We start from the raw sequence: 23092 nt of genomic DNA, 5'->3' as shown, positions 1-23092 counted from the left end.
TCAAAATATATAGTGCAATTATAACAAAAAGTTTTCTAATATGTAGCTCGTATGAAGGATTTGACCATAGAACACAAGCCCCAAAAGGAGCGCTGCATTCTCGTAGGAATTTCAACGCCGAAAGTGCGCCCCTGGCTTGCCACCGAACAACTTGCAGAACTCGGTAGACTTGCTGAGACTGCAGGTGCCGAAGTCGTACAGAGTTTTTTGCAGCGCGTACAGAATTTTAGCCCCGCAACCCTCATTGGCGAAGGCAAGGTAAACGAAGTCAAGCACGCCCTTGCTGAACTCGATGCCAAGATGGTCGTATTCGACGACGACCTTTCGGGCTCTCAGGTTCGCAACTTGGAACAGCGACTCCCGGGAATCAAGGTTTTGGACCGCACAGGTCTTATTCTCGACATTTTTGCAAAGCATGCCGTAACGGCAGAAAGCCGCCTGATGGTCGAAGTGGCGCAGCTCCAATACATGATGCCGCGCCTGACCGGTGCGTGGACCCACCTTTGCCGCCAGCACAATGGCGGTATCGGCACCAAGGGCCCGGGCGAAACCCAGCTCGAAACGGACCGTCGCATGATCCGCAAACGCATCCAGGAACTCAAAAAGAAGCTCGAAAAGATTGAAGATGCCCGCGAAAGCCAGGCTGAAAACCGAAACGACATATTCCATATCGGTATTGTAGGTTATACCAACGCCGGCAAGTCTACGCTCACAAACCGCCTGACAGGCGCCGATGTGTATGTCGAAGACAAACTGTTCGCAACGCTCGATAGCACCACCCGAAAGCTCTATCTGGACGGCGAAAACATCATTCTATCCGACACCGTTGGTTTTATCCGTAAACTTCCGCACAACTTAATTGAGACCTTCAAGAGCACTCTCGGGGTCGCCTCGCATGCAGACTGCATTTTAGAGGTGGTCGACGGTTCTGCCCCCGACTACCGCGAACACTTGGAAGTCACCCACCGCACACTCGAAGGCATTATCAGCCCCGAAACGCCGAGAATTCGCGTTTTCAACAAGGCCGAAGTCTGCGACGAAGCCCGCCGCACGGAACTTCTCGAAAATTACCCCGAAGCTATCCAGGTGAGCGCCCGCGAAAACATCGGCATGGAACGCCTGAAGGAAGCCTTCAAGGAACAGCTTGCTGCCTGGCATAAAAAACGCGAAGCCCACGAGCAAAAACAAAAAGAACGCAGCGAAGCGCCGTGGAAAGAATAGGCCATATTGCGCATTATCACGTTTATATGACTTTTCGTCGAAAAAACGCAAAATCCGTAACACGAATTTTACGGATTTTCTAAATTTGGCCCAAATGGAAGGAAAACTGATTACACTCCCCGCCGCTCTTACGGCCGCAAACAGCAAAGATTTGTTGCGGGAGTGCAGGCGCACGCTCCGAAACGAGCCGCTTTGTCTCGACGGATCCGCGTTACAGCGCATGGATTACAGCGCAGACGCCTTTTTCGCCCTTTTGGCAGACATCAGCGAAACCTCTGGGAATAAACTCACGCTTTTACACTTCAATGATGAAGTCAAAGCACACCTTCAAGGCCTCAAAAAGCAGAAAATTCCGGCAAATGACCACCTCAGAAAGGTCGGTTTTGTTGAAAAAATGGGCGATATCGGCTACCGATTCGGAAAAAGTGTGGCCGAAGTGTTCGTTTTGCTGAACATGGCCATTTATTGGAGCGTTTGCGGTCCCTTCGATAAGGGCAGATCTAAATTCGGCGGTACCGCCAAGCAAATCAACCGCCTCGGAAGCGAAGCGACCGGAATCTGCTTCTTGATGGTCGCCCTCATCTGCTTTACCATGGCTCTCCAGAGTTCCTTTATGCTCAAGGCCGTCGGTGGCGGATCATACCTGGCTTCTGGACTTGGTTACCTGATTTTCGCCGAAATCAGCCCGCTCCTTACGACAATTATTCTAGCAGGCCGCTCTGGCAGTGCTATTGCGGCCGAAATTGCGAACATGTCCGTTTGCGAAGAAATCAAGGCCATCAAGACCATGGCGATTTCTCCGGTGCAGTACCTGGTGGTCCCCCGCTTTATCGCCATGTCGCTTTGCACTCCGCTTCTTTCGTTCTGCGCCTCGATTGCAGGATGCCTTGCCGGTTTCTTGATTGCCTACTTCTTCTTCGACATTTCGTTCTGGAACTATTTCCAGTCCATTCGCGATGGAATTCCGCCTATACTCTTCCTCAAGAGTACCGTCAAATCGATTGTCTTTGGTTGGCTCGTGACGCTCATAGCCTGTAACGAAGGCTTGAATGCGACTGGCGGCGCCGAAGCCGTGGGACACGCGACCACCTCGAGCGTTGTGACTTCTATTTCTGCAATCATTATCACTGACTGCGCGTTCAGTTTCATTTTCTACTAGGAGAACAAATGGAAGATCCTGTCTTGAAAGTGGAACACCTGAAAGCCGGCTACGACGGAAAGCTCATTCTGGACGACATCTCGTTCGATGTCCGCAAGGGCGAAATCCGCATGATTCTCGGAAGTTCCGGCTGCGGTAAGTCGACGCTCCTGAACAACATTCTAAAGCTTGCCAAGTCCGAAAGCGGGACTATTTCCTACTTCGGGCAGAAATTCGACGCCCGCGAAGGCCTCGACAGCGAAATTCGTATGCGTACAGGAGTGCTGTTCCAGAATGGAGCACTTCTGTCTGACTTAACCGTTGCAGAAAACGCCATGCTCCCGCTGATTCGAAGCATGCCTTACATGCCCAAGAGCCAGATGGAAGCCATTGTGGCCGACCGACTTGAAAAAGTCCACCTATTGCATGCCTTCCACAAGTATCCTTCGGAACTTTCGGGCGGTATGCAGAGGCGTGCAGCGCTTGCCCGCGCCATCGCGTTAAAACCGGAACTTTTGTTCTGCGACGAACCGTCCACAGGTCTTGACCCGGTAACGGCACGTTCGCTCGACGAACTTTTGCTTGAACTTCGCGACACGCTCAAAGTTTCGATGCTCATTGTGAGCCACGAACTTGAAAGCATCAAGATTATTTGCGATCGATTTATTTATCTTAAAGATGCGCGAATCTTGATGGACGGGACCTTGCAACAAGGGCTCGAAAGCGAAGACCCGATACTCAAGCATTTCTTCAACAGGCAATGCCCCAAAGAAGAAGACAACAATGAATATTACCATTTTGATTTTAAAGACTGATTTGGAGTAACTATGGAAACAACACGCTCCGAACGAATAAAGATTGGCGCATTCATGCTCTTTTGCGGGGTTCTTATCCTCGTATTCTTGGGCTATGTTCTTTCGCGCTACTTGACTCGTGAATATGACAGCTATTACACCATCTTTAACGAATCCGTGATAGGCCTTTACAACGAGGCTCAGGTCAAGCTGAACGGTATCGATGTCGGTAACGTGACCGGAATCGAAATCGATTCTTCGAACCTGAACCAGGTGATTGTCCGTTTCCGCGTGAACAAGGGCACGCCTATTAAGATTGGTACCCGCGCCGGCATGACACACGGCATTTCGCTGACGGGCGAAAAGCAGATTGTGCTTTCGGGCGGACGCTTCGACGAGCCCGACGTTCAAGATGGCGGCTTCGTTCCGGCCGAAAAGACGGCTTTTGACGCCATGGCGAACAAGGCCACAGACATTATCGGTCACATCGATTCCCTTTTGACCAACATCAACAAGATTTTCTCGTCTGAAAACGCCGACAATATCAGCAGCGCCATCAAGAATTTTGAAGGGGCCACCAGGAATCTGAACAACATGACTCAGAACCTGAACAAGCCTATCAATAACATTTCGAATGCCGCCGCCTCCATGAAAAACGTCCTCTCCGAAATCGAAGAAGCTAAAATTGCGGCAAAGACCAGCGAAAACATGGACTTGGTCAAGGAAAAGCTTGAAGCCATCGACACTAAGAGCATGAACGAAAACATCACGCAGACTTTGGAATCGATCAACCAGCTTTCCAAGCGCCTCGACCAGATGGTTTACAAGAATCAGGATCAGGTCGGCGACGCTGTGGTGGAACTCAACGCCGTGCTTGAAAACCTCGAAGAATTCTCGCAAAAGATTAAGAATAACCCGTCGGTGCTGATTCACGCCGAAAACAAGTCTAGAAGGAAGTGATAAATGTTCAAGAAATTCATTCTCTTATCGGCAATCGCACTTTCTTTGACCGCCTGCCTGGGCGGCGGTTCCAGCGAACCCACCCGCTATTACACCATTGCGGTCGAAAACATTCAATCCCCCGCCGCCGGCGCATACGCCGACAAGCGCCTGCAGGTGCGCAAGTTCACGATTGAACCTGCCTACCAGCGCACAAACATTGTTTACCGCGAATCGGCCTACGACTTCATGTTCTATGATTTGGATTTGTGGGCCAGCCGCCCCGAGCACATGATGGCCCAGGTTGCAGGCGAATACATCGCCAAAAGTGGACTTTTCAAGACCGTAGAAACCAAGCCCACAGGCAAGCCCGACTTTGAACTTTTGGGCAATATTGTCGCCATCGAAGAAATTGACGAAGGCAGCAACCAATACGCCCGCCTTGCTGTGCAGCTGACTTTCCGCAAGACCGAAAGCGACCAGGCCATTTGGGAAAAGAGCTTCGACGAAAAAATGAGCATGAATGACCGCGAGCCGAGAACGACCGCCGAAACCATCTCCAAGCTCTTCGGCAAGTTCATGGAAGAAGCTCTCCAAGGAATTTCGTCCCAGAACTAGTAATAAAAACAATTGAGACTCTAGAAAAGTGCCCCCAAAAGGCACTTTTTTTCGTTTATTTTGTCAAGATCTAATTACATTGTTAAATTTCGAAAAGATTAACCTTCATAAAGGTGGGAAAATGAAATCCATGAAACTCTCCGCCATCGTGCTCGGCCTTGCCGCCGCAAGCGCATTTGCACAGGCAGCCCCAACAGCGGCTCCTGCAGCTCAACCCGCAGACTCCGCTAAGACCGAAGCAGCCCAGCCTGCGGAACAACCCGCAGAACAGCCGGCCGCAGCACCTGCAACCGATTCCGCAACCGTAGCCGCCCCGAAGGCCGAAGAGCCGAAAACAGAAGAGGTGACCGAGGCCAAGGCTGAAGAACCCAAAGCAGAAGAGAAGGTAGAAGCTCCTGCTGAAGAGGCAAAAACGGAAGAAGTCGCCAAAGCGGACGAGTCCAAACCTGCCGAAGCCTCGCTCATTGACCGCCTGAATATTTCTAAGGCCGACCCCGCTCCGGAAAGCAAGAAGGCCATGGAATTCAAGATATCCGGTCAGGCTGAATTCGACACCTACGTCAACTGGAAAAACGACAGCGAGCAGGATTTCTATCACACATTCTGGTCAACCGTTGATCTCGATTTCCAGGTCAAGTTTAACGACCAGTGGTCAGCACAGGTCGAAATCGAAGCCGACGGAGAAGGCTCCATGCCGTCACTTCACTACAATGGTGCATTCATTCAATTCCAGCCAAATGAAAATTTAGCCTTCAAGCTCGGTGACCTGACTTATTCCGAAGGCGCATTCAACTACTATGGTTATATCGATCCGGCTGAGAACGCCGCCGGCATGGTCGAGCATGACGTTCGCGGTCTCGAAATCAACTTCTACGGCCTGCAATTTGGCATCGGTTTAACCCGAAGTGAGTCTGATTATACCTGCGACCACCAAAACTATGACATGAACGGCAATCCCTATCCGAAAGATAACGTATGCCGAAGCTTCGATATCCATGGGGCCTACCAGTTCGACATTGCCGGCCAGATGCTCCGCCCGTACGTTCATTACCAGAACTGGCAAGAAGGTGAAGAAAACGAATTCCACGCCGGTTTGGACGCCGCGCTCGAATTCGGTCCGTTCGCTATTCATGCCGTATACGGTTTGCATAAAGACAACATCACCAATAGCCAGCCGGATATGACCCACACCTTCTTGGCTGAGCCCACCTTCAAGGTTGCAAACGTAAGCATCAAGGGAGGATTCTTCTACGCATACATCAACGAAGATGATGGCAATCCGACCATACACGCACCCGAAATTCCTGAATACATGTTCGCCTACGGTGAAGGCGACATTAAGTTCAACGACATCATTACCCTTGGTCTTGTTGGCGAATTGCACACAAACTCCCTCTCCGAAAACACCGACCTCGGTACTTTGAACTTCGGCCTGCGTTCCTACTTCACTCCGGTTGACGGTCTCGAAGTCACCGCCTTCGCCATGGGCATTCTCCCCATGGGTGACGACTGGGAAAAAGAAGACCACGCCTTCAATGTTTCGACCGAAGACTATGGCGAAGATCTGAACCTTAAATTCGGTATCGAAGCCGTGTTCAGCTTCTAATCGAACATTTTTGCCCCTTTGTGCAGTAGTGTCAATTTTTTGACACTACTTTTTTTTATATTGTGTCCGTACGTTGAAATTTAAGCCTTAAAACGCATTTTTTGAATATGAGCGAAGAAATTAAAGATTCGACCCTTGGACTTTCGAACGTTAACCACCTTGAAAAACTCTACGACGGGTGGTTCCTGGACTACGCCAGCTACGTGATTTTGGACCGCGCCGTTCCGTACTACGAAGACGGACTTAAGCCGGTGCAGCGCCGCATTTTGCACTCCCTTTTCGAAAACCACGACGGCCGCTACCAGAAGGTGGCCACCATCGTCGGTCGAACCATGGCCTACCACCCGCACGGCGACGCTTCCATTGGCGACGCACTCGTTGGCCTCGGCCAGAAGAATCTGCTGATTGACACCCAGGGTAACTGGGGCAACCCCTTCACCGGCGACCGTGCTGCAGCCCCCCGTTATATCGAAGGCCGCCTCACGCCGTTCGCAGTCGATGTCGTATTCAACCCCGAAACCACCGAATGGATCCCTAGCTACGATGGCCGTAGCCAGGAACCGGTGACGCTCCCGGTCAAGTTCCCGCTGCTTTTGGCGCAGGGTGTCGATGGTATCGCCGTGGGTCTTTCCACCTCGATCCTCCCCCACAACTTCAGGGAACTCTGCGAAGCAAGTATCGCCATCCTCAAGGGCAAGAAGTTTACGCTGTACCCGGATTTCTTTACCGGCGGCATTATTGATGTGAGCGACTACAACGACGGCCAGCGCGGCGGTAAGGTCCGCGTGCGCGCCAAGATTGAAAAGGTCGACAACAAGACGCTCGCCATCCGCGAAATCCCGTACGGCACCACCACCGTAAGCCTGATCGAAAGCATCGTGAAGGCAAACGACAAGGGTAAAATCAAGATTAAGCACGTCGACGACAACACGAGTAAAGAAGTTGAAATTCTCGTGCATCTGCAGCCGGGCACCGACCCGCAGGTCGCCATCGACGCCCTCTACACCTTTACCGACTGCGAAAAGTCCATTTCTCCCTGCACCTGCGTGATTGTCGACAAGCACCCGAAATTCCTCGGCGTCTCCGACATTCTGCGCATGAATACGGAGCACACGGTCAAGCTCCTGGAATGGGAACTGGCCAACGAACTCAAGCACCTCGAAGACAAGTGGCACATGACCACGCTCGAAAAGATCTTCATCGAAAAAGAAGTCTACGAGGTCATCAAGAAGGCGAAGGACCGCGAACAGATTATCAACTTCGTACGCGAAGGCCTTATGCCGTACGTGAAGCGCCTGCACCGCAAGGAAGTCACGGACGAAGAAATCGGCAAGCTCATCGAAATTCCGATCCGCCGCATCAGCCATTACGACCGCGAAAAGGCCGACCAGCTCTTGAAGGAACTGGAAGAAAGCATTGCGACCTGCAAATACAACCAGGAGCACATTACCGACTACACCATCGAGCACTTCAAGAACATTCTCAAGAAGTATGGCGAAGGCAAGGAACGCCGCACGCAGATTGCCGAATTCGGCAAGGTCGAAGCCGTGCACGTGGCTCTTGCCAACCAGAAGCTCTATGTGAACCGCAAGGAAGGCTTTGTGGGCACCGGCATGAAGAAGGAAGAATACCTCTTCGACGTGTCCGAATACGACGACTTGATTGTGTTCAAGGCCGACGGCAGTTTCAAGGTCGTTAAAGTCAGCGACAAGGACTTCGTGGGCAAGAACATCTTGCTCGTGGAAAAGTTCAAGAAGGACGACGACCGCCACATTTACAACGTGATTCACCAGGACGGCAAGGACGGCGCTTACTACATCAAGCGATTCAACGTGGGTGGCGTTACCCGCGACAAGGATTACTTTATGGGTAAGGGCAAGCCCGGCAGCAAGATTCTTTATATGTCGAGCAACCTGAATGGTGAAGCCGAAGTCGTGGAAGTCACGCTGAAGCCGCGTCCGCGTACCAAGCTCAACTTCGAGGTAGATTTCAGCTCTATCGACGTGAAGGGCCGTGGCGCCATGGGTAACATTGTGACCAAGTACCCGGTCAAGAGCATCAAGCGCGTCCGTAAGGGCGTGAGCACCTTGGGCGCCCGCGTACTCTACTTTGACGCCCTCGCCGGCATCATCAGCACCCAGAAGAAGGGCGACCGCATCGGCGAATTCGGCGAAAAGGACAAGATTCTCATTGTCAAGGAAAACGGCACGGCCCGCGTCCACGACATGGCCGACCCGATTCTCGTGGGTACTGGCATCAAGTATGTCCACAAGTTCGATCCGGAACAAGTCTTTACGATTCTCTACTTCGAAGGCGGCAACTTCAACTACATGGTCAAGCGTTTCAACTTGGAAGGCTGCCCCATGACGACCGAATTCAGCCTCGTGTCTGACCACAAGAACACGCAGATGATTGAATTCTTCGCGACCGAAGACGCCCGCGAACTCATGGAATACCAGGTAGGCCGCGAAGTCCAGAAGGAAGAACTTGATCTGACCGAAGTCGCCGAAGTCAAGGGCTACAAGGCCCTGGGTAGCAAGTTCACCGCCAAGAAGGTGAAGCGCGCTACCCGAATCACTCCGCCCGACAGTTTCGACGACGGCTCTAGCGAAGACGAAGGCTCCGACGAATCCGACCCGGAACTCTTCGACTAAGCCTTTAATCAAGCCCGCGAAAGCGGGCTTTTCTTTTTTGTTTATATTTAAGGCATGACCGATAAGATGAAAAATAGGCTATATACGTGGTTAGTCTTTACAGGACTTTACCTTGTACTCGCGCTATTTCTTTTTCTTATAAGTGCCGATTATTTTGCGTTCATTCTATTTATCATTATGACCGCAATCTCCGCAATAACTAGCTTAGTTTTCGGATTCATCCCCGGTAGGGGCAATTCATTTTATATAGATGAATATTTTAACGATGAACCCGTAGATTATCGTGATTCATCCGATATCTTTGACGAAGCTTTAGGTCTAAAGAAGCCTGAAGAACGCGAAAAAACGTTTGACGAGCTTATTGCTAAGAAGCCTACATCCAATCGCTGAAGCTTGAATCACTGGGCATGCGCCAGTCGGCGCGGGGCGACAGGGAAATCGTACCGACCTTCGGGCCGTCAGGAATGCAGCTGCGTTTGAACTGCTGCGTAAAGAATCTGCGCACGAATACGGCTAAAGCCTTTTCCAATTCTTCGTCGCTGAACTTGCCGGCAAAGGCGTACTTCGCAAGGAACAGGAGCTTTTGCGGAGCGGCACCATACTTTGCAAAGTGGTACAGATAGAAGTCGTGGATTTCGTAAGCGCCCAAGATACTTTCGGTCTTCTGTGCAATCTGGCCGTTCGCATCGGCGGGCAAAAGTTCCGGCGACACCGGCGTGTCCAAGATATCGCGAAGCACGTCGGCAAGTTCTTTCGCCGTCTTCTTGTCGGCGGTAAAGCTTTCGGCATGGTCGGCATACCAGCCCACCACATGGCGCACCAGCGTTTTCGGAATATCGCAGTTCACTGCATACATGGACATGTGGTCGGCATTATAAGTGCTCCAGCCGAGAGCGATTTCAGAAAGGTCACCCGTACCGATAACGATTCCGCCTACACTGTTGGCAATGTCCATCAGAATCTGCGTGCGTTCGCGGGCCTGAACATTCTCGTAAGTCACATTGAGCGTTTTCGGGTCGTGACCGATGTCGGCAAAATGCTGCAGGCAAGCCTTTTGGATGTCGACCGTGCGCAGTTCCACGCCCAAGAGTTCCGCCATCGTGACAGCGTTATTCTTGGTGCGCTTGGTCGTTCCGAATCCAGGCATCGTGAGCACGAGGATTTCAGAAGCAGGGCGTTTCAAGAGTTTGAATGTTTCTGCGACCACAAGCAAGGCAAGCGTAGAATCCAAGCCGCCCGAAAGGCCAATCACCGCGCGCTTCGAATGCGACGCTTCGAGTCGCTTCGCAAGTCCTGCGCATTGGATATTGAAGATCTCGGTGCAGGACTTGTCGCGAGTTTCGATGTTGCCCGGCACAAACGGCATCGGCGCCACAAAGCGGTACTTAAGGCTATCAATCGAACGCAGGCCATCGAAACTCGCCGCGCGCGCATAGAAGCTCCGGCTGTCGAAATCCTGGAACGAGCCTTCGCTCAAGCGTTGCATGTTCAGGCGTTCAACATCGATGTCAGCATAAATAATTTCAGATTCGCGGCTAAACGGCTTGCTTTCGGCAATCATGCTGCCGTTCTCGGCAATCATCAAGTGACCGCTAAAGACCATGTCCGTCGTAGATTCATGCACGCCCGCCGACGAATAAACATAGGCAGCCATGCAGCGAGCAGACTGGTTCATCACCAGATTACGGCGATAATCACGCTTGCCGACCAAGGCATCGCTTGCCGACAGGTTCACAATCACATTCGCGCCAGCCAGGGCAAGTTCGCCGCTCGGCGGCACCGCCGTCCACAAGTCTTCGCAAAGTTCCACGCCCACGCGAACTTCAGCACCAGACTTTCCGGCAACCGTAAAGAAGTTCGTCACCGGCACATCGCCAAAGCCCTCGACTGGGCAAGTCGTCGGAGCGCGAAGCAAGTCGCGACCGCTCGAAAAGTGACGTTTTTCATAAAATTCACGCTGGTTCGGCAAATGAATCTTGGGCGTCACCGCCACAAGTTTACCCTTCTGCACAAAGGCAGCGCAGTTGTAAAGGCAACCGAAGATTCGCAGCGGGAGTCCCACCGCAATCACCGTATCGCTCGTTGCAAACGCTTCTGCAATCTTCGAAAGCGATTCTACGCTCTTCTTAAGCAACAGTTCCTGATGGAACAGATCACTACAGGTATACCCCGCAATGCAAAGCTCCGGGAACACCACGAAGGCAGCGTCATTTTGGATAGCCTCGGTTGCACAGCGGATAATCTCAGCTGTATTGTAGGCGGTATCGGCGACTTTCAGCGTCGGGCAAACAGATGCGAATCGGTAAAATCCAAACATAACCTAAATATAGATTAGTTTGGCCCTTGTCAACGCCCGGACTTGATGCCGAGTTTATTCATACGGTAATTCATCATGCGCGGAGACACACCCAAATCGCGGCCTGCGGCAGAAAGGTTACCGTTATTGCGCTTGATTGCCTCGGTAATGATTTCACGTTCGTAATTGTTCATCATCACTTCGAGCGGAGCGGTCTTGGTTGTCACGGCACCAGAAGGTCCGACGCTCAGGCTTGTCTGCAGCGAAGGCGGCAAGTTGTAGCTGTGAATGCAGTCGTCGCTTGCGGTAAGCACCGCGCGTTCCATGCAGTTTTCCAATTCACGCACGTTACCCGGCCAGTGGTAGCTCATGAGCAAGTTGATCGCCGTCGTCGAAAGGCGGGCCACCTTCTTGTTGTAGCGCAGATTCATCTTTTCAATGAAGTGCTCCGCCAGCAAGATAATGTCGGACTTGCGCTTTGCCAAATCGGGCATGGTAATCGGGAAAATGTTCAAGCGGTAGAACAAGTCTTCGCGGAACTTGCCCTGCGCAATCAGCTCTTCCAAGTTACGGCTCGTAGCAGCCAAGAATCTCACATCGGAATGGAGTTCTTCGTTACTGCCCACGCGGCTAAAGGTACGTTCCTGCAAGAATCGCAGGAGCTTCACTTGAGTCTGCATGGTAAGGTCGCCAATTTCGTCGAGGAAGAGTGTACCCCCGTCGGCAGCTTCGGCACGACCAATACGGCGATTCACCGCACCCGTAAACGCACCCTTTTCGTGACCGAACAATTCGCTTTCCACCAGGTTCTCGGGCAGAGCCGCGCAGTTCAGCGTAATGAAAGGCTTGTCCTTTCTTTCAGACAAATTCACAATTGCACGGGCAATCATTTCCTTACCCGTACCGCTACCGCCACGAATCAGAACCGTCGCATCGCTCGGAGCCACCTGACGCACCTGTTCGTAAATCTGCTGCATTTCGCGGCAGTTACCCACCAGTTCGCCGGGGTTGCTCGAAAGCATGTCGCGAAGCTTGCGGTTTTCTTCGAGCATTGCTTCGTGTTCGTTATGCAGTTCAATGCATTCGTTAGCGGCATCACCCGTGATGTTTGCAATGATTTCAAGCAAAGCCACATCGCGGTCTAAATCAGTAGCGCCATCCACCGGGCGGTCAATCGAAAGCGTTCCGATCACCTGACCGTCGTGAATCAAAGGCACACAAATAAAAGCCACCTGGGAGTCATAATGGCGGCTACCCGTACGGTTCAAGAAGCGGGAGTCTTTGCGCAGGTCAGGAATCACATGGCTCACGCCGCGTTCAGCGACATGGCCCGTAATACCTTCACCCATGCGGTACAAACCGCGCTGTTTTTCGGATTCATCCAGTCCGCGAGACGCTTCAATCTTAAGCGTATCGCCAAAAAGCAACGCGAAAGTTCCGCGAAGCATGCCGAGTTCGGATTCCAGAATGTCGAGCACATTCTCGAGCAACTTTTCAACGTTGCGTTCGTGAATGATCGCAACACTGATCTTCTGGACGACCGAGATTTCTGAACCTATTGGAGAGGGCATGGACATAAGATAGTAAAAGAGGTTTGAGGTTAGAGTTTTTCCCTGATTCTCCTAAGGGCTTCACAGGTGCGTTCGTAGTCACCGAAGGCGGTCAGGCGGAAGTATCCTTCGCCGCAAGGGCCAAAGCCGCTACCCGGAGTACCCACGACTTCGCAGGTAGCAAGCAGGCGGTCAAAGAAGTCGAATGATTTTTCACCATCCGCGATTTTCCACCAGATGTACGGGGCATGTTCGCCACCGAACACCGTGTAACCCGCGGCAGTCAGTTCCTTGCGGATAACGCCCGCCGTGCGCATGTAACCGGCAATGACATCCTTGGTCTGCTGCCAACCAATCGGGCTGTAAATCGCCTCGGCGGCACGCTGCGTCACGTAGCTTACACCGTTGAACTTGGTGCACTGTCTGCGGTTCCACATAGCACGGAGTTTCGAAAGTTCGTGCGGGATCACCGTGTAGGCACAACGCACGCCCGTAAAGCCGGCAGTCTTACTGAAGCTGCGGAATTCAATGGCGCAAGTGCGTGCACCCGGAATTTCGAAGATGGAATGCGGCAGCGATTCATCCTGAATGTAGCAGTTGTAGGCGCCATCGAACAGGATCAATGCACCATTTTCGTTGGCGTAGTTGACGAACTTCTGCAAGGTTTCGCGGCTGAGTACCGTACCGGTCGGGTTGTTCGGGCTACAAAGGTAGATCAGCTGCACCGCTTCCTTGGGCAAATCCGGCTGGAAATTGTTTTCGGCGGTCGAAGCAAGGTAGGTCACCTTAGAAAAATGTCCGTCACTTTGCAACACGCCTGCACGACCAGCCATCACATTGGAGTCCAAATAGACCGGGTAAACCGGGTCCGGAATTGCAATCTTTACATTTTCTGTAAAAAGCTCCTGAATATTCGCCACATCGCATTTGGAACCATCGCTCACGAAGATATCGTCCGGATCCATTTCGATGCCGCGGGCGGTGTATTCGCCACGAACGATTGCTTCGCGCACGAAATCGTAGCCCTGTTCGGGGCCGTAACCGCGAAAGGTCCCCTTTTCGGACATTTCGTCTACGGCCTTGTGCATGGCCTTGATGACTTCCGGAATCAAGGGCGTGGTCACGTCGCCAATACCCAGGCGGATAATGTCAGCATCGGGTTTCTTCGCCTGATATTCCTTAATTTTCTGGGCGATAGTCGAGAAAAGGTAGCTGCCAGGCAGCAAGTCGTAGTTTGTATTGATGATAGATGAATTCATAATTTGGTTTTTAGATGTGTGATGTGGAATGTGGGATGTGGGATTATTCATTTGTCATTTCCTCATAGAGGATAACTCTACTAAGGTGCTAAAGCACCAAGTATCGTTTATCACATTACACATTTAAATTACTCCTCTAAATACTTCTTCAGCAGGGCCGGTCATGAGGACGGGGCCACCTTCTTCGTGCTTGATGTGGAGAACGCCGCCATCCAAGATGATGTCGGCTTCTACGCCCACGCGGCCAGTGCGCTGGGCCGCAACGAGGGTTGCGCAACTGCCCGTACCACAAGCCATCGTAACACCGCAACCACGTTCCCAAACCCGCATGCGGATTTGGGTGGGTGTCACCACCTGTGCAAATTCAATGTTGCAGCGATCGGGGAACTGCTTGTCGACTTCCAAGATGCTTCCCCACTTTTCCAGCTGAATCTTTTCGATGTCATCCACGAAAATCACCGCGTGCGGATTTCCCATGGAAACCGTCTCGGCAGTAAAGTCGAAGCTGTCGGCCGTGAGCTTGATGGAGCCCAAGAAATTCCTCGGGAGTCCCATGTCCACGCACACGCGACCGTCATCCAAAAGGGTGGGCTTCACCAAGCCGCTCTTGGTGTGCAGATTAAACACTTTAGTATTGGCGTCTTTTGCAAGACCGCGACTGCGGATGTACTTTGCCACGCAGCGAGTCGCATTACCGCACATGGCCGCTTCAGAACCATCGGCATTAAAAATGCGCATTTCGAAATCAACACCATTTGCAACAGGCTTTGCCAGAGGGCCTTCGCTAATCTTGTCGATTACCAGGCAACCATCGTTATCCAACGGCGTCACAATCACCACGCCATCGGCACCGATACCGAAACGGCGGTCGCAAAGCTGAATGACACGTTGTTCGAAATTATCGCTATAATCTAGCGTCACGCCCGGTTCCAGCAACACGAAATCGTTGCCCAACCCGGTCCATTTTGAAAAATTAATTGGCATAATTCAGTTCTCTTTATAATTTTCCACGCCCCCATTTGCAAAAAATGTGCCAACTTTACAAAAATTGTTAAATCACGCTAAAAACGCCAATTTTATCCAAATTTCACGGAAAACAAAATTTTGAAATATTACAAATTCTGTAAATCTAATAAACAAACTTTACATTTTATGTAAATAATTTCAGTCGATTGCAGAATCGAAATACGTACAGCAAAAAAAATCTTATTCATCAAAAAGGGGCAAAATCAGACACTATTTTCAAAAGTGGCGTATTAATATAAAGATAGGGGCGGTTCTCTATTCGCGAAAACCGGCGCGTTCCGGTTGTGAGAAAAAATGGAAAATAAACGCACGCCTTTTGAACAACTCCCCATTACAGACCGATTCATGTTTGCTATGGTGTTTAGTCATAAGGAGATAGCCAAACCCTTCCTCGAAGCGGTTCTCGGCATCAAGATTCACGAACTTAGGGATCCCGAGCCAGAAAAGACTGTTGAGGTAAGCCCTTTCTACAAGGGAATCCGCTACGACGTCTTTGTGAAGGAAACTGGTCCGGACGGAGAGACTCTCCGCAGTTTCGATATCGAGATGCAAATGGAAGACACCAAGGAAATCCCCAAGCGAACCCGTTATTACCAGGCGATGTGCGATAGCGAGGCACTGAACAAGGGTGAAGTATATTACAATTTGAAAGAACTCTACATCGTGTTCCTGTGTCCCGAAGATATATTCGGGCAGGGACGCGCCGTGTACATGTTCAAGAATCTCGAAGTCGACAACCCGAAAATTGAATTGGGGGACCTTTGTTTCAAGAACTTTTATATATTTAACAAGTACCGAGACATCGCTGAAAAATCGATTAGAGAATATATGGAATACTTTGCAACAAGGAAGCCGAGTTCTCCAGAAACAGAAAACATCGATCGCTTGGTGAAGTGGTATCAGACGGACAACGAAACGAGGAAACGCTATATGACTTGGCAACAGGAAATCGACATCGCCGTAGACCTTGAACGACAGCGTGCAAATGATGCTGAACGGCGCTATTTCGAGGCGAAGGACCGTGCTGATGATGCTGAAAAGCGTTTTTTCGAGGCGAAGGACCGTGCTGATGATGCTGAAAAGCATTTTTTCGAGGCGAAGGACCGTGCTGATGAAATCCAGAAGCAGGCTGATGCAGCGGAAGCCCGTGCAAACGAAGAAAAGGCTCGCGCTGACGAAGCGGAATCTCGTGCCAACAAGTACGAAAAAATGCTTCGCGAACTCGGCAAGTTGTAGTTATTTTTTTAAGCACTCGTTTCTTGCAAAACGCCCCAAAGTTCCCTATTTTGGGAACTTTTTACTATTTTTAGGTTCTAGGAGGTCTTCTGTGAAATATTTTGCTGTGTTGTTGTTTTCTGCGGTTTTGTTCGTTGCTTGCGGCGATGAATCGAGTAGCTCTGCGCCCGCTCCGGACCCGAGTGGAGAATCGTCTTCGACAGTCGAAATGGCGAAGGAATCTAGTTCCTCGGCAGCAACCAAGAATTCTTCTAGCTCCGTTGATGGCGATAAGAGCAGTTCTTCTGTCAAAAAAGAAGATTCTAGCAGCAGCGTTGTGAATGAGTCTTCTTCCAGTGCCACGCCGAAGTCGAGCAGCAGTGAAGAAGTGAAACAGTCTTCTTCGAGTGTTGTGGCTTCGAGCAGTAGTGAAGAGGAAGAATTGAGCAGTAGTTCTTATGATAGAACCATTGCTTTTAAAGGGGTCCTTTGGCGAGCTGGTGATTATATCAAGTTTGTTGATCCGCGAAACAGTCGCGAATATTATTACATCCAAATTGATGGTAAGGACACTGCTGGTAAGGCTGCCTCTATCAAGGTGATGGCTGAGAATTTAGATATAGGTGAATTTGTTTGGGGCTTTGAAGATCAAGAAGATGATTCTAAAATTGAAAAGTATTGCTACAAAAATGACACGGCTAATTGCAATAACTACGGTGGTTTATACCAGTGGGCCGAAATGATGCAGTTGCCGAGTCGATGCAACACTGAAAGTTGCGCTGATTTAATCAAACCCAATCACCAGGGAATTTGCCCTGATGGCTGGAGACTGTTGACATATAATGACTACTATATCGCCGTGCATGCTAATAACAATAAGGATGGCGTGAAGGGAACTCGTTCTGCGTACGGTTTTGGAGGCAGTAATGATAGCGGTTTTAGCCTTATTGGTGCAGGAAGTAGTTGGAATCATAGTTTTAGTGGCTTAAATGACAATACTTATTGGTTTTATCCAGTGGAGTCTTCTGTTGGTGGTGATCAATTTGTTCATGCTTCATTTCAGTATTCTACGGCAAAAGGAAATCCTGATGAAGAAGTATACAAAATCCATGGTTTTTCTGTCCGTTGTGTAATGGTTGAATAACCATCTTTTGGCTCGGACGGGGAATGCTGATGCTGACCTTCGTCAGCATGACAACTGGCGGAATAGGGGCAACGCGACAGCAGAAGAGAAATTACTAAGGAAAGCGGAGGCGAGTGCCTGACCGCAAAGCGAACATTCCGGAACGGCCATGTGAGCGTGCGGTGCAGGCCGAGACGGAGCGTTCTTTTTTTTGGCAGATAAATGTTTTGGGGTTTTAGGGGCTAAGCCCCTAGGCGAGAGGGTAGCAAAAGACGGGGCTTTTGCGAGGGGGAAGCCTCCCCCTTTGGCACAAATATTGCTATATTTCCCCGCGAAAAATTATCTTCAAGGATACAACCATGAAACGTACACATAACTGCGGCCAGCTTCGCAAGGAAGATGTTGGCCAGACCGTAACACTCGCCGGTTGGGTGGATCGCCGCCGTGACCATGGTGGTGTGATTTTCGTTGACCTCCGCGACAAGTATGGCAAGACCCAGATCGTTTTCAACCCGGACTACAACGCCGACGTGTTGAAGACCGCCGAACAGCTCCGTAACGAATACGTTATTTACGTGACTGGTAAGGTCTACGCCCGCGAAGAAGGCAACACCAACGAAAAGCTCGCCACGGGTGAAATCGAAGTCAAGGCCGACAAGCTCGAAATCCTGAACGCCGCCCTCACCTCTCCGCTCGCCATTAACGACCCGAACGAAGAATGCAAGGAAAACGACGACCTCCGCTTGCAGTACCGCTACCTGGACCTCCGCCGTCCGTGGATCCAGAAGAAGCTTCTCCTCAAGAGCCGCTTCCTCAAGGCCGTGTACGACTTCTTCTATGCCAACGGTTTTGAAAACATTGAAACTCCGTGCCTTTGCAAGTCCACTCCGGAAGGCGCACGTGACTACCTCGTGCCGTCCCGCGTGAACCCGGGCAAGTTCTACGCCCTCCCGCAGTCTCCGCAGCAGTACAAGCAGCTCTTGATGATTGCCGGTATGGACCGCTACTTCCAGATTGCCAAGTGCTTCCGCGACGAAGACCTCCGCGCTGACCGTCAGCCGGAATTCACGCAGATCGACGTCGAAATGTCTTTCGTCAACCAGGACGAAGTCATGGAAATGTTCGACAAGTTCGTGACCGAAGTTCTCGGTAAGGTTTGGGACTTCGAACCGCCCAAGAAGATTCGCCGTATGAAGTGGGCAGAAGCCATGCTCAAGTACGGTTCCGACAAGCCGGACCTCCGCTTCGACCTCGAAATCCACGACGTGTCTGAAATCGGTGCAAAGTCCGAATTCGGCGTGTTCAAGAACTGCGTTGCCGCTGGTGGCAAGATCCGCGGTATCGCAGCCAAGGGTTGCGTTGACTTTACTCGTAAGCAGATCGACGAACTCACCGCTTACGTTGCCAAGTACGGTTCTAAGGGCCTCGTGTGGATGCGCGTCAAGGAAAATGACGAAGTCGAAACTCAGGTCGGCAAGTTCTTTACTACCGAACAACTTAACGAACTCCGCGACGCTGTTGGCGCTAAGTGCGGCGACATGATGTTCTTCATCGCAGGCCCCGAAAAGGTTGCTGCAACCGCTATGGGTCAGCTCCGCTTGGAAGTCGCCCGTATCAAGGGTCTCCGCGATCCGAAGAAGCGTGAATTTGTGTGGATTACCGAATTCCCGATGTTCGAATACAGCGACACCGAAGGCCGCTACATGGCTATGCACCACCCGTTCACCAACCCGCTTCCGGAACACCTGGATATGATGCTCGGTGGCAACCTCAAGGATTGCAACGCCGAAGCTTATGACCTTGTTCTTAACGGCGTGGAAATCGGCGGTGGTTCTATCCGTATTCACAACCCTGAAGTCCAGGAAAAGGTGTTCCGCCTGCTCGGCCTTACCGAAGAACAGGTTCGCACCAAGTTCGGCTTCTTCGTTGACGCCTTCAAGTACGGCGCTCCTCCGCACGGTGGTCTCGCCTTCGGTCTCGACCGCGTTGTCGCTACCATGGAAGGTGAAGAATCTATCCGTGACTACATCGCATTCCCGAAGAACACGAGTGCTTCTAGCCCGATGGACCAGTGCCCGAGCGAAGTGGATCTGCAGCAGCTGCAGGACATTCACATCTCCGTGCAGATGCCGAAGGCTGCTGCCAAGTAATAAAGGCTAAAAAACTTTACAGAGCCCCGCGGTTTTTCGCGGGGTCTTTTTGTTATATTCAACAAAGACTCTTAACCCCAATATGGAGAAAATTCAAATGAAACTTTCTACTCGCGCTATTGCCGAAGCTATCGGCACCTTCTGGCTTGTGTTTGGCGGCTGCGGTGCAGCCGTGCTCGCTTGCGGCGTTCCCACCACCGGTATCGGTTACGTGGGCGTATCGCTGGCATTCGGCCTTACGGTGCTCACCATGGCATACGCCATCGGTCACATTTCGGGCTGCCACCTGAACCCGGCTGTCACACTCGGTCAGGTTGCCGGCGGTCGCTTCCCCGCTAAGGATGCCCCAGCCTACATCGTCGCCCAGGTTATTGGCGGTATCATCGCAGCAGCGCTCCTTTACGTGATTGCATACCCCGACCTCACTAACGCAGGCATCGGCGCATTCGCTACTAACGGCTGGTCCGATTCCCTCAAGGACGGCCTGAACGCCTTTGGCGGCAAGACCTCTGGCATGCTTTCTGCATTCCTGATTGAAACTGTGCTCACGGCCATCTTCCTGTTCGTGATCATGGGCGCTACCGACGGTCGCGCTCCGGCAGGCTTCGCCCCGATCGCCATCGGCCTCTGCCTCACACTTATCCACCTTATCTCTATCCCGGTGACCAACACGTCTGTGAACCCGGCCCGCTCTACCGCTATGGCTGTATTCGTTGGCGGCGCTGCCATCAAGCAGCTCTGGCTCTTCTGGGTAGCCCCGATTCTCGGTGGCGTAATCGGCGGCATCGCTTACAAGTGCATCGCCGAATGCAAGTGCGCAAAAAAGTAATCAGACAGCTCAATTTTCATACTCACTTTGAATGCCCGAACCCCCGCGTTCGGGCATTTATTTTTACACAAAAACCTGCGAAATTTTTACAAAAACAAAAATTCGGGACATTTCACCCCATGTAAAACTTAAACACCCGCAAAACGTGCCAAACCCACCCAAAATAGCTGTAAATAATACCTTAACAAAGGGCTTTTTCACCTTAAAACATTATAGTTTATAGCTTGGTGTATAAGGGTTGTAATACAAGGGGCAAATTATGCAAAAAAAAGCACTATTACTATCGGTTGTCGCAGGCGCGTTGCTGATTGGTTGTTCAGACGATCCTAAAGACACAAACCCGATTACTGAAACACCATCCGGCGAACTTGGCAACGATCCCAACGCCCCGTATATTGACCCCGTCACAGGCGATTATGTCGACCCCAATACAGGTGTAATCACCCCCACTGTTCCGTATGTAGACCCCAGTACGGGCGATACTGTTCCCGCCATTGAAGTGGTAGACCCGAGCACGGGTGAAACTGTCACGGTTCCCGTGGTCGTTACCGATCCTGTTCCCGAAAGCAGCGCCACAATTCCTGTAAGTTCAAGTTCTGTAGCAACCGTTTACAGTTCCTCTGACCCCAACAGCTCAGTTGTCCCCCCTCAACCAGGCGTTTCTAGCTCTTCTACCGGAGACATCTACATTCCGGTAGCCTCTTCTTCGAGTGGACTCAAGGAATACGACGATAACCACAAACCCAAAGAAAGTTTCTTGCCGAAGGCCGGTTTCTACAAGAGCCTGACCATTGACCCTCCGACCCCGAAAAAAGGTGGCCAGATCAAGTGTACTTTTGACGGCTCCTTCCCCACCCAGAATTCCGAATCGATCACGCAGTCAAAGCAGATTACCCAAAATACCGTTATCCGCTGCTCTGAATTCGTAAACGGTCAGCCCGCCGATACCACGACTCAGACCTACTTCATCAACGAAAACGTCTCGATGCCGGTGGTTGCCCTTACCGTGAATCATCACGACATGTTCGACTCCAGTGCAGGCCTTTACGCAACTGGTGATTTGAACGGTGGCGGCATGGGCGGTATGCCCGGCGGCATGAACTTTGGCGGAGGCAACGTCTCGGACAACAGCAACCCGAAATGCACCGAGCCCTGCCAACAGGCAAACTTCTGGCGCGATGACGAACTCCCCGTGCACGTGGAATACTTCGAAAAAGGAAGTGCTACGACTGAAAAAACGTGGGAAATTGACGCAGGCATTTCGATTATCGGAAACTGGAGTCGCTACAAACCCAAAAAGAGTGTCGCCATCAAGATGGACAACGACAACTACGGCGACAAGGTTCTCAAGTATTCATTCTTCTCGACCCGCCCCGAAGCCAAGAAAATGAAGAGCTTCAACCTCCGCAACAACGGTAACCGATTCTGGACCGACTATTTCGGCGACCCGATGCTTGTAAGCCTTATGGAAGGTACCGATGTGGACTACCAGCGCAGCCTGCAAGTAGTCGTATTCTACAACGGCGAATACTTCGGCATTCACGACTTGCGCGAACGCCTGAACAGAAGTTTTGTAGAAACAAATTATGGCATTGATTCTAAATCCATTAACGTCGTCAAGAACTGCAGCAACGGAGACAACGGCTGCATGAACGGATGGGCGCCCAGCGGCACCAACGGAGCCTCTAGCGCAGAATTTGGCCAGCTGACCAACTCGATTACCAGCGGAAACTTCGAAGGCGAAAACAACCAACAATACGCGCAACTCAAAGAAAAAATGAACGTCAACAGTTTCGCCCAGTACATGATTGCCGAAATGTATATCCATAACGGCGACTGGCCAAATAACAACATTCGTGCTTGGGGCAGCCCTCAGAACGGAATCCCGTTCAAGTTCATGATTTTCGACGTGGACCACGGCTACGGATTCTCTCCGGGCATTTCAGGATTCGATACCGAAAGCCAGAATATGTTCCAATGGGTGCTAGGTAGCGCCACCATGGATAACGGCCAAGGAAATGGTCAACAGCCTGGCGGACAAGACCCCGGACAAGGACAATGGCCTGGCATGGGCGGCGGCATTGGTGGCGGCATCGGCGGCGGCTGGGGCTTCGGTGGCGGCGCAAATACCACCATCGGTAACATGCTGAAAAAGCTCCTTGCAAACCCCGAATTCAAGCACTTGTTCATCAACCAGGGTTGCATTCTCCTGAACGACTACCTGACCTATGAAAAAGTCCAGAAGGCCGTGCAGAAAATGAGTGCGATGATTCCCTCTTCCGAACAGTCTCGCGACCAACAGCGCTGGCCGCGCAATCAGTCGGCATTCAACTGGTCTCCCAGCGGTAGCGATCTCTTAAAATTCGCACAAAACCGCACGCAGACTTTCAGACAGGAATTGGCGAACTACTTTGGTCTCCAAGGCGAAACCACCGTCAGCATCACCGCAAACGGAAACGGCACGATTCTTGCTGACGGCATGAGACTCCCGAGCAGCAATTATCAGGGCAAGTTCTTTACTGGCGTAGACATGGTGCTTACAGCCGTTCCTGAACCGGGCCGTGTATTCTCTGGTTGGTCTGACGGTTCTACCGAAAATCCGAGAAAAGTTCAATTGACAAACGGCGCAAACTTTACTGCTGTGTTCAAATAATTAAAGCTAACTCTCCCATAA

Annotated in this window: 17 protein-coding genes; 13 read left to right on the top strand and 4 right to left on the bottom strand. The window is 51.2% G+C overall.

Annotated elements, in window-relative coordinates; all coding sequences use genetic code 11:
* Nucleotides 1–51 precede the first annotated feature (51 nt).
* The 8 genes from hflX to QOL41_RS06645 all read left to right on the top strand — a co-directional run bounded on the left by hflX (nt 52) and on the right by QOL41_RS06645 (nt 9360).
* Nucleotides 52–1221 carry a GTPase HflX gene (gene hflX / locus QOL41_RS06680; protein ID WP_283429130.1) on the top strand — a complete coding sequence of 390 codons (1170 nt, stop codon included), beginning with the start codon at nt 52–54 and terminating at the stop codon, nt 1219–1221.
* A gap of 94 nt (nt 1222–1315) precedes the next feature.
* Nucleotides 1316–2380 (top strand): ABC transporter permease, encoded by a 1065-nt coding sequence (locus QOL41_RS06675; RefSeq protein ID WP_283429129.1) that lies wholly within the window; start codon nt 1316–1318, stop codon nt 2378–2380.
* An 8-nt stretch (nt 2381–2388) separates the two neighbouring features.
* The gene (locus QOL41_RS06670; protein ID WP_173652519.1) at nt 2389–3174 is read left to right on the top strand and encodes an ABC transporter ATP-binding protein; all 786 of its coding nucleotides are present in this window, start codon (nt 2389–2391) and stop codon (nt 3172–3174) included.
* A gap of 12 nt (nt 3175–3186) precedes the next feature.
* Nucleotides 3187–4113 carry an MlaD family protein gene (locus QOL41_RS06665; RefSeq protein WP_173652518.1) on the top strand — a complete coding sequence of 309 codons (927 nt, stop codon included), beginning with the start codon at nt 3187–3189 and terminating at the stop codon, nt 4111–4113.
* A 3-nt stretch (nt 4114–4116) separates the two neighbouring features.
* Nucleotides 4117–4710 (top strand): ABC-type transport auxiliary lipoprotein family protein, encoded by a 594-nt coding sequence (locus QOL41_RS06660; protein ID WP_283429128.1) that lies wholly within the window; start codon nt 4117–4119, stop codon nt 4708–4710.
* A 121-nt stretch (nt 4711–4831) separates the two neighbouring features.
* Nucleotides 4832–6316: a hypothetical protein gene (locus QOL41_RS06655; RefSeq protein WP_283429127.1), complete on the top strand. Its 1485-nt coding sequence runs from the start codon at nt 4832–4834 to the stop codon at nt 6314–6316.
* 107 nt (nt 6317–6423) lie between these two features.
* Nucleotides 6424–8970, top strand: a complete 2547-nt coding sequence (locus QOL41_RS06650) for a DNA gyrase/topoisomerase IV subunit A (protein WP_283429126.1) — start codon at nt 6424–6426, stop codon at nt 8968–8970.
* Nucleotides 8971–9024: 54 nt separating this feature from the next.
* Complete coding sequence (locus QOL41_RS06645) at nt 9025–9360, top strand: hypothetical protein (protein WP_283429125.1); 336 nt, start codon at nt 9025–9027, stop codon at nt 9358–9360.
* Here the strand turns inward: QOL41_RS06645 and QOL41_RS06640 are convergent.
* The 4 genes from QOL41_RS06640 to dapF form a co-directional block, all read right to left on the bottom strand.
* On the bottom strand, nt 9344–11287 hold the full coding sequence (locus QOL41_RS06640) for an NAD(+) synthase (RefSeq protein WP_283429124.1): 1944 nt from the start codon (nt 11285–11287) through the stop codon (nt 9344–9346). The genes QOL41_RS06645 and QOL41_RS06640 overlap by 17 nt on opposite strands.
* Nucleotides 11288–11316: 29 nt before the next feature.
* Nucleotides 11317–12837 (bottom strand): sigma 54-interacting transcriptional regulator, encoded by a 1521-nt coding sequence (locus QOL41_RS06635; RefSeq protein ID WP_283429123.1) that lies wholly within the window; start codon nt 12835–12837, stop codon nt 11317–11319.
* Nucleotides 12838–12866: 29 nt separating this feature from the next.
* Nucleotides 12867–14075, bottom strand: coding sequence for an LL-diaminopimelate aminotransferase (locus tag QOL41_RS06630; RefSeq protein WP_283429122.1), 1209 nt, complete (start codon nt 14073–14075; stop codon nt 12867–12869).
* A 123-nt stretch (nt 14076–14198) separates the two neighbouring features.
* Entirely contained in the window at nt 14199–15059 is an 861-nt protein-coding gene (gene dapF / locus QOL41_RS06625) for a diaminopimelate epimerase (protein WP_283429121.1), read from the bottom strand.
* Nucleotides 15060–15395: 336 nt separating this feature from the next.
* On the opposite strand from dapF, the gene QOL41_RS06620 reads away from it, so the two are divergent.
* From QOL41_RS06620 to QOL41_RS06600, 5 genes are all read left to right on the top strand, one after another.
* Entirely contained in the window at nt 15396–16337 is a 942-nt protein-coding gene (locus QOL41_RS06620) for an Rpn family recombination-promoting nuclease/putative transposase (RefSeq protein WP_283429120.1), read from the top strand.
* Between the two features lie 91 nt (nt 16338–16428).
* Nucleotides 16429–17460 (top strand): FISUMP domain-containing protein, encoded by a 1032-nt coding sequence (locus tag QOL41_RS06615; RefSeq protein WP_283429119.1) that lies wholly within the window; start codon nt 16429–16431, stop codon nt 17458–17460.
* Between the two features lie 338 nt (nt 17461–17798).
* Nucleotides 17799–19589: an aspartate--tRNA ligase gene (aspS, locus tag QOL41_RS06610; protein ID WP_283429118.1), complete on the top strand. Its 1791-nt coding sequence runs from the start codon at nt 17799–17801 to the stop codon at nt 19587–19589.
* 97 nt (nt 19590–19686) lie between these two features.
* Nucleotides 19687–20418, top strand: coding sequence for an aquaporin Z (aqpZ, locus tag QOL41_RS06605; RefSeq protein WP_283429117.1), 732 nt, complete (start codon nt 19687–19689; stop codon nt 20416–20418).
* Nucleotides 20419–20677: 259 nt separating this feature from the next.
* The gene (locus QOL41_RS06600; protein WP_283429116.1) at nt 20678–23071 is read left to right on the top strand and encodes a CotH kinase family protein; all 2394 of its coding nucleotides are present in this window, start codon (nt 20678–20680) and stop codon (nt 23069–23071) included.
* Nucleotides 23072–23092: the final 21 nt, after the last annotated feature.

This window comes from Fibrobacter sp. UWB10 (assembly GCF_900182935.1).
Classification (GTDB): Bacteria; Fibrobacterota; Fibrobacteria; order Fibrobacterales; family Fibrobacteraceae; genus Fibrobacter; species Fibrobacter succinogenes_O.
The sequence above is the reverse complement of the archived record's forward strand: the minus strand, read 5'-3'. Positions and strand labels throughout refer to the sequence as shown.